The organism is Kitasatospora sp. NPDC096147, assembly GCF_044763225.1.
Taxonomy (GTDB): Bacteria; Actinomycetota; Actinomycetes; order Streptomycetales; family Streptomycetaceae; genus Kitasatospora.
In genome coordinates this window covers 349,408-364,121 of the sequence record NZ_JBIWFX010000005.1, presented here as the reverse complement: position 1 = coordinate 364,121, position 14,714 = coordinate 349,408, and the positions used below count along the sequence as shown (strand labels likewise).

Genomic DNA, 14,714 nt, shown 5'->3' with positions numbered 1-14,714 from the left:
ACCGGCGCGCCACGGCGTCTCACTCCTCGGGCAGCCGCCCGGTCCGGATCACCTCGGCGTACCAGCGGGCACTGTCCTTCGGCGTGCGCCGCTGGCTGGCGAAGTCCACGTGCACCATGCCGAAGCGCTTGCCGTACCCGAAGGACCACTCGAAGTTGTCCAGCAGCGACCAGAGGAAGTAACCCCCCACCGGCACCCCGTCGGCCGCCGCCCGGCGCACCGCGTCCAGGTGCGCGTGCAGGTAGGCCACCCGCTCCGGGTCGTGCACCGCCCCGCTCGGGTCGCTGTAGTCGTCGTACGCGGCGCCGTTCTCGGTCACCAGCAGCGGCAGGCCCGGCAGTTCGTCCCGCAGCCGGGTGAGCAGCTCGTACAGCCCCTCGGCGTCCACCGGCCAGCCCATCGCGGTGCGGCTGCCCTCGGCGGGCAGGAAGCGCACGCCCCGGTCGGCCGGCCAGGGGGAGATCTCCCCGGCGTGGCCGTCCTGGCGCGGGGCCGGGGCGTCCGGGTCGTCGGCGCCGACCACGGTCGGGGTGTAGTAGTTGATGCCCAGGGAGTCGATCGGGCGGGAGATCTCGGCCAGGTCGCCGTCGTGGACGAAACCCCAGTCGGTGACGTGCGCGGTGTCGGCCAGCACGTCGGCCGGGTAGGCGCCCTTGAACACCGGGTCGAGGAAGATCCGGTTCGCCAGCCCGTCGATCCGGCGGGCCGCGTCCAGGTCGGCGGGGGCCCGGCCGGCCGGGCGGACGGCCGCCAGGTTGAGGGTGAGCGAGACCTGCGCGGTGGCCGGCAGCTCGGCGCGGAGCGCCGCCGTGCCCAGGCCGTGCGCCAGCAGCAGGTGGTGATGGGCGGTCAGCGACTCCACCGGGCTGGTCCGGCCGGGGGCGTGCACCCCGGAGCCGTAGCCGAGGAAGGCCGAGCACCAGGGCTCGTTCAGCGTGGTCCAGGTCGGGATGCGGTCGCCGAGCCGGCGGGCCGCGAGGGTGGCGTACTCGGCGAACCGGTACGCCGTCTCGCGGTTCAGCCAGCCGCCCGCGTCCTCCAGCTCCTGCGGCAGGTCCCAGTGGTAGAGCGTGACCACGGGCGTGATGCCCCGGCCCAGCAGCTCGTCCACCAGCCGGTCGTAGAAGTCCAGCCCGGCCTCGTTCGCCGGGCCGCTGCCGCCCGGCCGGATGCGCGGCCAGGAGAGCGAGAACCGGTAGGCGTTCAGGCCGAGTTCGGCCATCAGCGCGACGTCCTCGCGGTAGCGGTGGTAATGGTCGGTGGCGATGTCGCCGGTGTCGCCGTTGCGCACCTTCCCGGGGGTGCGGCTGAAGGTGTCCCAGATGGACGGGGTGCGCCCGTCCTCGGCGGCGGCGCCTTCGATCTGGTACGCGGCGGTGGCCGCGCCCCAGACGAAGCCGGCCGGGAAGCCGGTGGACTCGGAGCGGACGGGGGCCGGTAGGGCTGCTACGGACATGTCGCCTTCCATGGATGACTACGGTAGAGGGCTCAGCCCTTGACGGCGCCCTGCATGATGCCGCCGACTATCTGACGGCCCAGCAGGGCGAAGACCAGGAGCACGGGGAGGGTGCCGATCAGGGTGCCGGCCATCACGATCGACTGGTCCGGGACGTAGCCCTGGCCCAGTGACTTCAGGGCCACCTGCACGGTCGGGTTCTGCGAGCTCAGCGCCACCACCGGCCAGAAGAAGTCGTTCCAGGTGGCCATGAAGGTGAGCATCGCCAGCACCGCCATGCCGGGGCGGGCCACCGGCAGCACGATCGAGCGGAAGATCCGGAGGGCCGAGGCGCCGTCCATCCGGCCGGCCTCGATCAGCTCGTCCGGCAGCGCCTGGACCAGGAACTGGCGCATGAAGAAGACGCCGAAGGCGGAGACCAGCGAAGGCAGGATCACCGAGGGCAGCTTGTTCTGCAGGTCCAGCTTCACGATCACCATGAACAGCGGGATCACCCCGAGCTGCGGCGGGATCATCATGGTGCCCACGGTGATCGCCAGCAGCAACCCCCGCCCCCGGAACCGGAGTTTAGCGAAGGCGAAGCCGGCCAGGGTGGAGGAGAGCACCACGCCCACGGTCACCGCGACCGAGACGATCAGCGAGTTGAGCAGGGCGGTGCCGATCGCGGCCTGCTCCAGCGCCGCGCCGATGTTGTGGAACAGGTTGGGGCCCGGGGTGAGCGCCGGAGTCGCCGAGCTCAGCTCGGAGTTGGAGCGGCTGGCGGCCACCAGGGTCCAGTAGAACGGGAAGACGAAGAGCAGGGTGGCGAAGCCCAGCACCGCGTAGGCCAGTGGCCCGCCGTGCAGCGGGGAGCGCCGGCCGGCCGCCTTGCGGCCGGTCTGCTTCAGGGCAATGGTCGTGGAGGCCATGGGAGTTCACCCGTCCGTACGGTTGCGCCGGGCGGCGATGGCCGCGTTGATCAGGGCCAGCACCACGATCAGCAGGAACATCACCCAGGCCACGGCGGCGGCCCGGCCGAGGTGGAAGAAGGTCCAGCCCTGCTCGTAGAGGTAGAGCCCGAGGGTCTGGTACTGGTGCGAGATGCCCCCGCCCGAGTTCCCCTCGTAGAGCAGCGGCTCGCCGAACAGCTGGGTGGCGCCGATGGTGGAGACCACCACGGTGAAGACGATGGTCGGCCGCAGCCCGGGGACGGTGATGTGCCGGAACTGCTGCCAGCGGGAGGCGCCGTCCACCGCCGCCGACTCGTAGAGCTCGTTCGGGATGGACTGCATGCCGGCCAGGTAGATCAGCGCGTTGTAGCCCGTCCAGCGCCAGGTGACGATCGCCGAGACCCCGAACTGCGAGGCCCAGGTGCTCGCCTGCCAGTCGACCGGGCTCAACCCCACGGTCTGCAGCGCCCAGTTGATCAGCCCGTAGTCCCGCCCGAAGAGCTGGGCGAAGACCAGGGTGGCGGCGGCCACCGAGGTGGCGTAGGGCATCAGCATCGCGACCCGGAAGAAGGTCCGGCCGCGCAGCTTGTAGTTGAGCAGGTGGGCCAGCCCCAGCGCCATCAGCAGCTGCGGGACGGTGGAGAGCACGCCGATGGTGAAGGTGTTGCCGAGCGCGTTCCAGAAGAACGGGTCCTCGAACAGCCGGGTGTAGTTCTGCCACCCCAGCCAGTCCATCTGCTCCGAGGTCTGCAGCTCGACCCGGTGCAGCGAGACGTACGCGGTGTACAGCAGCGGGAACAGGCCGAAGGCGGCGAACAGCACGAAGAACGGGGCGAGGAAGCCGTACGGGGCCAGCCGCCCGGCGAGCCGGCGCGGGCGCGGGGAGGCGGGCCGGGTCGAGGGGCGGGGGGCGGTGAGCGTGGCCATGGGGGTCCTTTCCCGGCCCGGAGCCGCAGAGCGGCGCGGCCCCGGGCCGGGGTGGTCGGTCGTCGGAGGGGCCGTCAGTTGCCGGAGGCCTTCTTGACGTTGTCCAGGGCGTGCTGCCAGGCGGTGGCCGGGGCGGTGTTGGTCCGCTCGACCTCGCCGAGGGCGTCGGTGAACGCCTTGGTGACCACGCCGTCCTGGATGCCGAGCACCTGGGCGGGCATGTTGACGGCCGACTCGCTGAAGATCTCGCCGATCGGGGCGTCGTTGAAGTACGGGTCCTTGACCGTCTTGATCTCGGCCTGGGCGGCGGTGGAGGACGGGAAGGAGCCCTGCTTGGTGAAGAGCTTGACCTGCTGCTCCTTGGCGTTCAGCCACTTGATCAGCTCGGCCGCCTCCTTGGGGTGCTTGGCGGCCTTCGGGATCGCCAGGTAGGAGCCGCCCCAGTTGCCGGTCTTGCCGGGGCCGGGGGCGATGTCCCACTTGCCGGCGAAGGCGTCGCCGGCCTGGCCCTTGATGTAGCCGGCCATCCAGGCCGGGCAGCTGAGGGTGGCGAACTTGCCGGTGGAGAAGGCCTTGTTCCACTCCGGGGTCCACTGCGGGAGCTTGGCCGAGAGGCCGTCGGCGACCAGCTTGGTGGCGTCCGCCCAGGCGGTCTGCACGGCCGGGCTGCTCTCGTGCACCGCCTTGCCGCTCTCGTCGGTGAAGCGCACCTTCTGCTGGCCGACCTCGGCGGTGAACATCCCGGCGGCGCTGTCCGTCCAGGCGTTGCCCGGCTTGGCCTTGGCCACGTACTCCTTGCCGAGCTCCAGGTAGCCCGCCCAAGTGGACCACTTGGCGGCCAGCTCGGTGCGGTCGGTCGGCAGGCCGGCCTCCTTGAACAGGTCGGCGCGGAAGCAGATCGCCTCCGGGCCGATGTCGGTGCCGGCCCCGAGCACCTTGCCGTCGGCGGTCTTCACGGCGGCGGCCTTCCACGGCACCAGCCCGTCGTTCACGTCCCCGGCGCCGAGCGAGCGCAGGTCCTGGAACTTGTCGGCCTGCTTCTGCATCACGCTGGCGATCCGGCCGACCTCCAGGCCCTGCACGTCGGCCACCCCGCCGCCGCCGGCCAGCTTGGTCTGCAGCGCCTGCCAGTACTGGGCCTCGTCCTGGGTGTCGCTCTGCTTCACGGTGACGTTCGGGTGCAGCTTCATGTACTCGTCGTAGAGGCCGGCCTCCTTGAACCCGAAGGTGCCGAACAGGTCGACGGTCAGGGTGACCTTGCCGTCGCCGCTGCCGCCGTCGGCCGAGCCGGAGGAGCCGGAGCCGCAGGCGGTCAGCAGCAGGGCGGCGGCGAGGGCGGCGCTGCCGACGGTGACGGCCCGGGCAGCGGCGGTGCGGCCTGCGGCGGTGCGGCGGGTGGCGGCGGCTCTGGACGGGCGCATGGGGGTGCCTCCTGGTCGAGTTCTGAGAGCGCTCTCAAGCGCTGGGAGGAGCGTGCCGGGGGGTGCCCCCGGCCGTCAAGAGGTCGAAACATGAACGTGATCTGGGGAGTTCGGTGCACGCTGGTTTCACGGCCCGAAGTCGGCGAGGTTTCGTCCGAGTCGTTGACACCGCTCCGGGGCCACCCCTACCGTCCGGGGTCGAGAGAACTCTGAGAGCGCTCTCAACTTCCCCCACTCCCACCCGAGGTGACTCATCGTGAAGCCGCCCCGTACTTCAGGACCTGGAAGAGCCGGCCGCCGCCCGGCCGCCGTCCTGACCGCCCTCGCGCTGGCCGCCGCCGCGCTCACCGCCACCGTCGGCGCCCCGTCCGCCTCCGCCGCCACCGTCCGGGTCGGCCTCGGCGGCTACGCCGACAGCCGCCCGGCCGGCACCGTCGGCCCGAGCAACTCGGACGGCGCCCCGGTCGCCCCGAAGCTCACCGCCAAGGCGGCCGGCAAGGCCGCGCCCACCAACGACTGGTGGTCCTCGCTGGTCTTCCAGCGCTACGCGGGCAATCCGTACTCCGAGAACATGTACGCCCACCCCTTCACCTTCAAGGCCGTCAACTCCGGCCTGGAGGTGGGCTACCCGACCACGCCGACGGTCACCCCCGACGGCCGCCAGTACGACTTCACTCACACCCGCGACCTCACCCTCGGGGTGGCCGGGCTCAACTCGCCGGACACCAAGGTGGACGGCTGGACGGACTGGACCGTCACCCCCGCCTGGGCCGACGCCGGGCACGCCTTCACCGCCACCATCGGCCACGGCCTGCCCTACGTCTACGCCCGGGCCACCGGCGGCGCCGCCCAGATCACCACGGCCGGCACCCCGACGGTCTTCGCCAACCAGGGGAACGTGCTCGGCGTCACCGTCGGCGGCCACCACTACGGCCTGTTCGCCCCCACCGGCACGTCCTGGAACGTCAACGGCAGCACCGTCTCGGCCGCGCTCGGCGGCAAGGACTACTACTCGGTGGCCGTCCTGCCCTCGCCCGGCGACCTGGCGCTCTACCGCACCTACGCCTACAGCTTCGTCACCGACACCAAGGTCTCCTGGGCCTACGACGGCGGCACGGTCACCACGAACTACACCGCCACCACCACCCCCGTCGAGGGCAGCCAGACCGGCACCCTGCTGGCGCTCTACCGCCACCAGTGGCTGGCCACCACCGACCCGCTGACCGCGCTGACGTACACCTCGCCGCGCGGCCAGATGAAGGTCCGTCAGGGCAGCGGCTTCTCCACCACCATGAAGGCCGACGCCATCCTGCCCTCGCTGCCGGACGTCGGCGGCGCCGACCGGGCCGCGCTCGGCGCGCTGGTCCGCGAGGCGGCCGACGCGGCCGACCCGTTCGCCGGGGCCACCGACACCTACTGGACCGGCAAGGCGCTCGGGCGGCTCGCCCAACTGGTGCCGATCGCCGACCAGTTGGGCGACACCGCGACCAGGGACAAGCTGCTCGGCCTGCTCAAGGGCAAGCTCCAGCAGTGGTTCGCCGGCACCGGCTCCACCGTCTTCGCCTACGACAGCCTGTGGAAGACCCTGATCGGCTACCCGGCCTCCTACGGCACCGACGGCGAGCTGAACGACCACCACTTCCACTACGGCTACTACATCCAGGCCGCCGCCACCGTGGCCCGCTACGACGCCGCCTGGGCCGCCGACTCGGCCTGGGGCGGGATGGTCAAGCTGCTCGCCAAGGACGCCGCCAACACCGACCGGGCCGACGCCCGCTTCCCCTGGCTGCGCAGCTTCGACCCGTACGCGGGCATGGGCTGGGCCTCCGGCCACGCCGGCTTCGCGGCGGGCAACAACGAGGAGTCCTCCTCGGAGTCGCTCAACTTCAGCGCCGGGCTCATCCTCTACGGCTCCGCCACCGGTGACACCGCGCTGCGCGACCTGGGCGTCTACCTCTACACCACCGAGTCGCGGGCGGTCGAGCAGTACTGGTTCGACGCCGACAAGGCGGTCTTCCCGTCCTCCTTCGGCCACCGCACGGTCGGCATGGTCTGGGGCAGCGGCGCGGCCTACTCCACCTGGTGGACCGCCAGCCCCGGCATGATCCACGGCATCAACTACCTGCCGATCACCGGTGGTTCGCTCTACCTGGCGCGGCGGCAGGCGGACCTGCTGGACAACCTGGCCGAGCACAGGGCCAACAACGGCGGTGCGCTGACCGACTGGCGGGACCTGGCCTGGGAGTTCCAGGCGCTCGCCGACCCGGCCGGGGCGAAGGCCAACTGGCAGGCGGGCAAGGACTCGTACACCCCGGAGGAGGGGGAGTCCAAGGCGCACGTGCAGCACTGGATCGGCAACCTCGCGGTGCTCGGCACCCTGGACCCGGCGGTCAGCGCCGACCTGCCGACGGCGGCGGTCTTCGTCAACGGCGGCACCCGCACCCACGTCGCGCACAACTTCTCGACCGCGGCGCGGACGGTGCGGTTCTCGGACGGGGCGGTGCTGACCGTGCCGGCCAGGTCGACCGCGAGCGAGCGGGGCAGCTTCCAGGACGGCGGCACGGGCGGGGTCACGCCGTCGCCGTCCCCCTCGCCGTCCCCCTCGCCGTCCCCCTCTCCCTCGCCGTCTCCCTCCTCCTCGCCGTCGCCCTCGCCTTCGGTGCCGCCGGTGGGCGGGAACACCTTCTACCTCCAGCCGGGCGGGAAGCTGACCGGGGGCTACGGCACCGGGGCCTCCTCCGACCCGGTCGCGTCGGCGGGCGGCACCAACCACGACGGCACGCCGTACCAGCCGACCGTCTACGAGGTGCGCAACGTCACCGCCACCCTGCGGGCGGGCGCCGCGACGGACTTCGACCTCTACCTGGACGCCGGCTCGGCCGTCGGCCTGGGCCAGCAGGTGCGGATCTCCTACGACCTGACCGGGAACGGCAGCTTCGACCGGACCGAGACCTACCGGTACTTCGCCACCGACCCGGTGACCGGCTGGGAGCGCTACTCGGCCACCGCCGGGCTGTCCGCCGCCACCGGCGCGCTGGGCAACCTGAGCAACGGCACCGTGCGGATCGAGGTCTGGTCCGCGATCGGCAACGCCCCGGCCGCACTGCGGGTGGGTGCCACCCAGGCCCAGGGCAACGCCTCGGTGGTCCGCCTGCCGTTCAACTGACGGAACGGCAGGTCCGACGGCCTGCCGGGTGTCCTCCCTGACGCACCGCCGGCCCTGACGGAGCGGCGGTGACGGGCCGGGCTCCCGTGGTGGAGGGTGACCACCACGGGAGCCCGCGCGGCGCCCGGGGAAGGGCCGTAGGACTGTCCTATCATCGCCCGGTGGCTCTCGATGCGGCCTTGGCCGACTTCGTCGCCCGGGGCGGCCCCGAGGAGCAGGTGCCCCGCGTGGTCGGTGCCGTCATCGACCAGGGGCTGTACGTCCCGGTCCGGGAGGACGGGGACCCGGTGCTGGTCCAGCAGGCCGGGGACGGCGTGCCCGCACTGCCCGGCTTCGGCTCCGGACCCGACTGCGCCGTCCACCTCCCGACCGCCGCCGGCACTGTCTACTGCGACGCGCTCCGGCTGGCGGAGCTGATCCGGGAGTACGGTGCGGCTCGGCTGGTGCTGTTCGGCCCCGACGGCTCGACCGTGCTGCTGCCGGTGGAGACGCTCTTCGAGGCGATGGCCGGACGGGGCGTCAGGGGAGCCGGCCAACGGCTCCGGCTGTCCAGGTCCACCCACCCGCTGGCCCGGGCGCTGCGCAGCGCGGCGGCCCGCCGGGTGCGGGACTTCCCGGAGATCCACGGCGTCTGGATCTCCCGGGCGCGGTGGCTGGACACCGGGGCCGAGCACCTGCTGGTGCACCTCGCGGTGGACGCCGACCCGCCGGGCAGCACCGGCCACCCCTTCCTACAGGCGCTGCTCTCCGAGCCCGCGGTGACCGCCGCCGACGACGGCCCGATGGTCTCCGCCCTCGCCTTCGACCGCACCACCCACGCGGGCCAGCTCGCCGACCTGGACCGGATGGGTCTGGACACCATCCGGGTGGATCGCGCCACCGGCCGGGTCGAGGTGCTCCCCCCGGAGTAGGCTGCGCCCGTCCGGTCAGGGCCGATGGAGAGTCAGGAGACGTCCGTGGTCGAGGAGTTCGCCGAGCTTGCCGCATCAGGGCTGTCCACCCCGGAGCTGGCCGACGCGGCCGTCCGGCTCGGTCTGCCGGTCCGCGTCGCGCCACCGGGGATCGCGGCGGTGGTGCCCGGGCAGCGGGTGGCCGGGCGGGTGCTCCCGGTGCGGCACTACGGGAGCGTGGACGTCTTCCTGGAGGCGTACGGCGGGGCCCGCCCCGGTGACGTCCTGGTGATCGACAACGGCGGGCGGACGGACGAGGCCTGCGCCGGTGACCTCGCCGTCCTGGAGGCCGCCTCCGCCGGGGTGGCGGGCGTGGTGATCTGGGGCCTGCACCGCGACACCCCGCAACTCGCCGAGATCGGCCTGCCGGTCTTCAGCTACGGCAGCAACCCGCTCGGCCCGCTCCGGGTCGATCCGCGCGAGGCGACCGCCCTGACCTCCGCCCGCTTCGGCCCGCACCTGGTCACCGCCGAGGACCTGGTGGTCGCCGACCGGGACGGCGTGCTCTTCCTCCCCGCCGCCCGCACCGCCGAGTTGACCGCCACCGCCGCCGCCATCCACGCCACCGAGCGCGCCCAGGCCGACCGCATCCGGGCCGGCCACACCCTGCGCCGGCAGACCGCCTTCGACGACTACCTGACCCGCCGGGCCGCCGACCCCTCCTACACCTTCCGCGAGCACCTGCGGCAGGTCGGCGGCGCGATCGAGGTCTGAGGCGCCGTCCGGGAGCCGCCGTGGCCCGCGGTTCAGGGCGACTCGGGGACCAGGACGGCGCGTAGTTCGGCGAGGACGCGGGTGAGCAGCCGGGAGACGTGCATCTGGGAGACGCCGAGCCGCTCGCCTATCTGGGACTGGGTCAGCTCCTCGCCGAACCGCAGGGCCAGCAGCAGCCGGTCGCGCTCGGGGAGCGCGGCGATGGTGGGCTTCAACGCCTCGATGGCGTCGATCCGTTCGAAGCGCGGGTCCTCGGCGCCGAGCTGCGCCTCCAGGCCCGGGCCCTCACCCTCGGCGCCGTCGTCGAGCCGGGCCTCCAGGGAGTTGGCGGTCCGGGCCTCGGCGGCACCGAGGCCCTCCAGCACCTCCGCCGGGGTGAAGCCGAGGTGCTCGGCCAACTCGGCGACGGTGGGGCTGCGGTCGAGCCGCTGCTCCAGCTCGTCGCTGCCCTTCACCACCGCCAGCCGGGCCTCCTGGAGCCGGCGCGGGACGTGCACCGCCCAGGTGCCGTCGCGGAAGTAGCGCTTCACCTCGCCCACGATGGTGGGCACCGCGAAGGTGGTGAACTCCAGGCCGCGCTCCGGCTCGAAGCGGTCGATCGCCTTGATCAGGCCGACCGTCCCGGCCTGCACGATGTCGTCGTGCGGCTCGCGGCTGCCGGAGAACCGGCGCACCGCGAAGCGGACCAGTGAGACGTTCAGCTCGATCAGGGTGCCGCGGACGTAGGAGTACTCGGGCGTGCCCTCCTCCAGTTCGCGCAGCCGGACGAAGAGCGCGCGGGACAGCTCGCGGGCGTCCGGTGCGGGCACCTCGCGGGGCCGGTCCAGCTCGGCCCGTTCCTGGAGTTCGGGCAGGCCGGCCAGGGCGGTCCGGCGCAGCCCCGAGGGGGTGGGCGGGACGGGGGCGGTGTCCGCCAGGGCGCTGGTCAGGGTCGCCATGTCGTTCCTCTCCTCGGGTTTCCGCTTCGGGGACGCGGTTACCCGGGCCGCTCGGGGACATGTCCGCCCGCACACGATCGCCACAGGGTCGCCACCCGGCGCCCCGATCCCGGTGCCGGCTCTTCACCGGGGCAACGGAGCTGCGGGGAAAGGGCGGTGCGTGTGCGGAAGGTGGGTTTCGCCCTGCCCATCGGGGTGAGGCGCACGCCGGGCCGTACCACCGGAACGAGCGAAGGAGTACCCATGACCGTCGTCTCGCGCCTGCCCGGCGCCTTGGAGCACGAGTGGGACTGGCAGCTGCGCGCCGCCTGCCGCACCGTCAACACCGACCTCTTCTTCACCCCGCTCGGCGAGCGGGGTGCCGAGCGCGAGGCCCGCGAGGCGAGCGCCAAGGAGATATGCGCCCGCTGTCCGGTCCGGGAGGCGTGCCTGCGGCACTCCCTGCTGGCCCACGAGACGTACGGCGTGTGGGGCGGGCTGACCGAGGAGGAGCGGGAGCGGATGTTCCGCGCCGAGCGGCGTCGGACCGGCGCCCGGCGGAGGCAGGCGGCCTGACGGGCGCGCCCCGTGCCGCGTCGTGCCTCGCGCGGCCGGGCGGTGCCGTGCGGTGCCGTGCGGTGCCGTGTCGTCAAGTCCCTTCTCCTTCCGTCCCGTTCGTCCCTGTCGTAGAGAGAGTCGAGGAGCCCAGGCGTGCAGATCTGGACCGTCCTGCGTCCCGTCCTGACGGTGGCCGCCGTCGTGGTGGTGCTGCTGGTACTGGACCGAGTGGTGAGCCGTGTCCTGCGGCGGCTCACCACCGCCCACCCCGAGGCGGCGGCCTGGCCGGTGCTGCGGCGCTGCCGGGTGCCGTTCCTGACGGCGGCCGGATCGGCCCTGCTGCTGGCCGGCGGGCGGTTGGCGGTGCCCGGTGCCGGGGTGGTCCGGCACGTGCTGCTGGTGGCGGTGCTGGTCAGCTGCGGCTGGCTGGCGGCCCGGATGGTCGCCCTGCTGCTGGACACCTGGCTGAGCCGCTACTCGACCGGGCCGAGGGACCCGGCCCGGGTGCGGCGGGTCCGGACGCAGGCGAGCCTGCTCGGGCGGGTCTGCGGGGCGGGCATCGCGGTGGTCACGCTGGCCGCCGTGCTGATGACCTTCCCGGCCGTCCGCTCGGTCGGCACCAGCCTGCTGGCCTCGGCCGGCATCGTCGGGCTGGTGCTCGGCGTGGCCGCCCAGAGCACCCTGGGGAACCTCTTCGCCGGACTCCAGCTCGCCTTCAGTGACATGGTCGGCATCGACGACGTGGTGGTGGTCGCGGGGGAGTGGGGCAAGGTCGAGGAGATCACCCTGACGTACGTGGCGATCGCCACCTGGGACCAGCGACGGATCGTCATGCCGGTCTCGTACTTCGTCGGCAAGCCCTTCGAGAACTGGTCCCGCCGGGGCCCCGGCATCACCGGCACGGCCGTGCTCCACCTCGACCACAGCACCCCCGTCGGCGAGTTGCGCGCCGAGTTCGAGCGGCGCCTCGACACCCACCCGCTCTGGGACGGCACCGGCCGCGCCCTCCAGGTGGTGGACACCACCCCCAGCACCATCGTGGTCCGCGCCCTGATGACCGCCCGGAACGCCGACGACGCCTTCGAACTCCGCTGCTGGGCACGGGAGGAGCTGATCCGCTACCTCCGCCACCACCACCCCGCCGCCCTGCCCCGGCTGTCCTTCACCGAGGCTCCGGCCACGCCCGAGGACCAGGTCGCCCCGATGGTCGCGGTGGCCACCCGGAGCTGATTGGCCGTCAGCAGCCGTGCCCCGTAGGCTGCCAGTCGTTCGCGGGGGAACCGATCCGTCGCGGGCGCCGTGACCGCCGGGGGGCGGGCCGGCCGATCGGGGGAGAGCAGCCGTGTGCGGGAAGAACGATGTCCGATGATCGAGGCGATCCTGTCGGCCGTGCCGTCCCTGTTCCCGATCCTCGGGGTGCTCGTACTGGGCGCGGTGCCGCTCGCCGTGCTCCTGGCCCGGCGCCGGGGCCGCCCGGTGGGGCCGGCCGTGCTGCTGGCCCTCGCGCTGGCCGTCGAGGTGGCGGCCACCGTCAGCCCGACGGGGGCGGGCGGGGTCGGGGCGGCGGGCTGTGCGGTCGGTGGCGGGGCGTGGACGCCGGCCGTCGGTCAGCAGGGTCTGATGAACGTCGCGCTGTACGTGCCGCTCGCCTTCTTCGGGGTGCTGGTCCTCCGTCGGCCGCTGACCGTCCTGGCGGGCGGCGCGCTGCTTTCCGCCCTGACCGAGACGGGGCAGGCGCTGCTCCCCACCGGTCGGTCCTGCGACGTGGCGGATCTCGCGGACAACGTGCTCGGTACGGTGCTGGGAGTGGCGCTCGCCTGCGGACTGCAACTGCTCCGCCGCCGAACGCCGGTGACGCGGTGGCGGTCCGATCTCCCGGGGGCGGCGGTGCTCGGCATCGGCGGACTCGGGGCCGTCCTCGCCGTGTTCTGGCTGACGGTGCCGCTCCACCGTGACGTGCCCGGGTTCGCGCGCATGGCGGAGCCGAACCGCCAGGTGGAGACCGGACAGCAGACCGCCGACCGGCTCTTCGGTCCGGGCACCCTGGTCCGACTGTCGACCATCGCCACCGATGCGGGCCGGTCCCGGATGGAGGTGGAGACCGACCGGGGCGGCTTCCGGCTGGACTGGCCGTCCGGACGGCTGCTCGCGATGACGGCGGCGGGGGGCGAACCGGCGGCGGGCGATGCGGCGGGAGGCGATGTGGCGGGGGCGGGCGCCCTCACCGAGGACCAGCTGCTCGGAGTCGGAGGGGAGTTCGTCGCCGCCTGGTATCCGGAGGCGCGGTTGACCGCGGCGGAGCCGACCGGCCCGGGCGGCGCGGGCCGCCTGCTCGACTACCGCCGCGACGGCGGACCGGCGCCGCTCCGGGTGGTCATCACGGTCTCCGGCTCGGGCCGGATCCTGTCGGTCTCCGCAGCCCCACTCTGAGGGCCGCTCAAACTCGCTGCGCACGGGGGGACTTGCCACTTCCGGTGGTGCACCTGCCAACCTCCTGAGCGTTCTGCCTATCGTGGAGGTGAGTGCGGGTCGTACCTGCGGGCGGGCAGGCAGGACCGGCAGGCCTTCGGACGAGGGGAGAGTCGAGTGGAGCGTGGGCGTGGACCGGACGGTGGGTCGGGGCAGCACGTCGCGGTCTCCGACGTCGGTGGGTTGCGGCGGGTCACCCGTCCCCTGCATCCCGGCCTGCGGCCCCATCTGTGCGGGCGCACCGCGTTCTCCCACCTGGCCCCGCCGTACCAGGTCCGGATGGTGCCGACCGGGCACGTCACGCTGACGGTGAGTCTGGCGGAGCCGTTCAGCCGGGTCCGCCGCCTCGGGGCGCCGGGGGCGGACACCGACCGGGTCGGTTCGGCGGTGGTCGGCATGGAGGACCGGCCCGCGTGGTGCGTCCATCCCGGTGGGCGGCAGGAGGTGGTGCGCCTGGAGGTCACGCCGCTCGGCGCCTACCGCCTACTCGGCCTGCCCATGCGGGAGTTGACCAATCTCGTGGTCGACCTGCCGGACGTCCTCGGCCCCGAGGCCGGGGTGCTGGTGGAGCGGATGGCGGCCACTCCCGACTGGGCGGCCCGGTTCGACCTGCTGGACGCCGCGCTGCTGGTCAGGCTGGAGCGCAGCCCGGAGCCGGCTCCCGAGGTCGAGCACGCGTGGAGCCTGATCGACGCCTCGGCCGGGGCGGTGCCGGTCGCCCGGCTGGCCGAGGAGGTCGGATGGAGCCGCGGACACCTCGTCCGCCGCTACACCGAACAGGTCGGGCTCAGCCCGAAGACCACGTCCCGGGTCCTGCGGTTCCGCCGCGCGGTGGAACTGCTCCCACGGCGGACCGGGGACCTCGCCGCCCTCGCAGCCGAGTGCGGCTACTACGACCAGGCCCATCTGACACGGGAGTTCAGGGACCTCGCCGGTCTCACCCCCGGGCGGATGGCGACGGCCGGGCGGCCGGTGGAGGAGGCGCTCGACCGGTAGGGCAGGTCACATTCGTCCAAGCGGAGCCGGCTCCCCGGGCCTAACGTTGGTGACCGGGGGACGGAGGAGGTACGGGGCCGGGGGGGGCCCCAAGGGGGCCCGGGGGGCCCCCCCCCCCCCCCCCGGGGGGGGGGGGGGCCGGGGCCCCCGCCCCCCCGCCCCCCCCCCGGGTTTGGGGCCAACAGGGGGAACGGGCGAGGGCAAACCACCA

12 protein-coding genes are annotated in these 14,714 nt (G+C 73.4%); 7 read left to right on the top strand and 5 right to left on the bottom strand.

Features of this window, described 5'->3' with window-relative positions:
- Window positions 1–19: 19 nt before the first annotated feature.
- The 4 genes from ACIRBX_RS19310 to ACIRBX_RS19295 all read right to left on the bottom strand — a co-directional run bounded on the left by ACIRBX_RS19310 (window position 20) and on the right by ACIRBX_RS19295 (window position 4,733).
- Window positions 20–1,456, bottom strand: coding sequence for a GH1 family beta-glucosidase (locus tag ACIRBX_RS19310; RefSeq protein ID WP_402298159.1), 1,437 nt, complete (start codon window positions 1,454–1,456; stop codon window positions 20–22).
- 32 nt (window positions 1,457–1,488) lie between these two features.
- A complete protein-coding gene (locus ACIRBX_RS19305; RefSeq protein WP_402298157.1) occupies window positions 1,489–2,364 on the bottom strand; it encodes a carbohydrate ABC transporter permease in 876 nt (291 codons plus the stop codon).
- A gap of 6 nt (window positions 2,365–2,370) precedes the next feature.
- Window positions 2,371–3,312, bottom strand: a complete 942-nt coding sequence (locus ACIRBX_RS19300) for a carbohydrate ABC transporter permease (RefSeq protein WP_402298156.1) — start codon at window positions 3,310–3,312, stop codon at window positions 2,371–2,373.
- A gap of 74 nt (window positions 3,313–3,386) precedes the next feature.
- Window positions 3,387–4,733 carry an extracellular solute-binding protein gene (locus ACIRBX_RS19295; protein ID WP_402298154.1) on the bottom strand — a complete coding sequence of 449 codons (1,347 nt, stop codon included), beginning with the start codon at window positions 4,731–4,733 and terminating at the stop codon, window positions 3,387–3,389.
- A 256-nt stretch (window positions 4,734–4,989) separates the two neighbouring features.
- Here ACIRBX_RS19295 and ACIRBX_RS19290 point away from each other — a divergent pair, with 256 nt between their 5' ends.
- From ACIRBX_RS19290 to ACIRBX_RS19280, 3 genes are all read left to right on the top strand, one after another.
- A complete protein-coding gene (locus ACIRBX_RS19290) occupies window positions 4,990–7,899 on the top strand; it encodes a glycosyl hydrolase (protein ID WP_402298152.1) in 2,910 nt (969 codons plus the stop codon).
- Between the two features lie 161 nt (window positions 7,900–8,060).
- Window positions 8,061–8,810 carry a hypothetical protein gene (locus ACIRBX_RS19285; RefSeq protein WP_402298150.1) on the top strand — a complete coding sequence of 250 codons (750 nt, stop codon included), beginning with the start codon at window positions 8,061–8,063 and terminating at the stop codon, window positions 8,808–8,810.
- A gap of 24 nt (window positions 8,811–8,834) precedes the next feature.
- Window positions 8,835–9,563, top strand: a complete 729-nt coding sequence (locus tag ACIRBX_RS19280; RefSeq protein ID WP_402298149.1) for an RraA family protein — start codon at window positions 8,835–8,837, stop codon at window positions 9,561–9,563.
- A gap of 32 nt (window positions 9,564–9,595) precedes the next feature.
- On the opposite strand, the gene ACIRBX_RS19275 is transcribed toward ACIRBX_RS19280, so the two are convergent.
- Entirely contained in the window at window positions 9,596–10,501 is a 906-nt protein-coding gene (locus tag ACIRBX_RS19275; protein ID WP_402298147.1) for a SigB/SigF/SigG family RNA polymerase sigma factor, read from the bottom strand.
- A 243-nt stretch (window positions 10,502–10,744) separates the two neighbouring features.
- Between ACIRBX_RS19275 and ACIRBX_RS19270 the strand changes: the two genes are divergently transcribed.
- From ACIRBX_RS19270 to ACIRBX_RS19255, 4 genes are all read left to right on the top strand, one after another.
- Window positions 10,745–11,056: a WhiB family transcriptional regulator gene (locus ACIRBX_RS19270; RefSeq protein WP_402298146.1), complete on the top strand. Its 312-nt coding sequence runs from the start codon at window positions 10,745–10,747 to the stop codon at window positions 11,054–11,056.
- Between the two features lie 135 nt (window positions 11,057–11,191).
- On the top strand, window positions 11,192–12,268 hold the full coding sequence (locus ACIRBX_RS19265) for a mechanosensitive ion channel family protein (RefSeq protein ID WP_402298145.1): 1,077 nt from the start codon (window positions 11,192–11,194) through the stop codon (window positions 12,266–12,268).
- A gap of 135 nt (window positions 12,269–12,403) precedes the next feature.
- Window positions 12,404–13,468 carry a VanZ family protein gene (locus ACIRBX_RS19260; RefSeq protein ID WP_402298143.1) on the top strand — a complete coding sequence of 355 codons (1,065 nt, stop codon included), beginning with the start codon at window positions 12,404–12,406 and terminating at the stop codon, window positions 13,466–13,468.
- Window positions 13,469–13,624: 156 nt separating this feature from the next.
- Window positions 13,625–14,503: a helix-turn-helix domain-containing protein gene (locus ACIRBX_RS19255; protein ID WP_402298142.1), complete on the top strand. Its 879-nt coding sequence runs from the start codon at window positions 13,625–13,627 to the stop codon at window positions 14,501–14,503.
- Window positions 14,504–14,714: the final 211 nt, after the last annotated feature.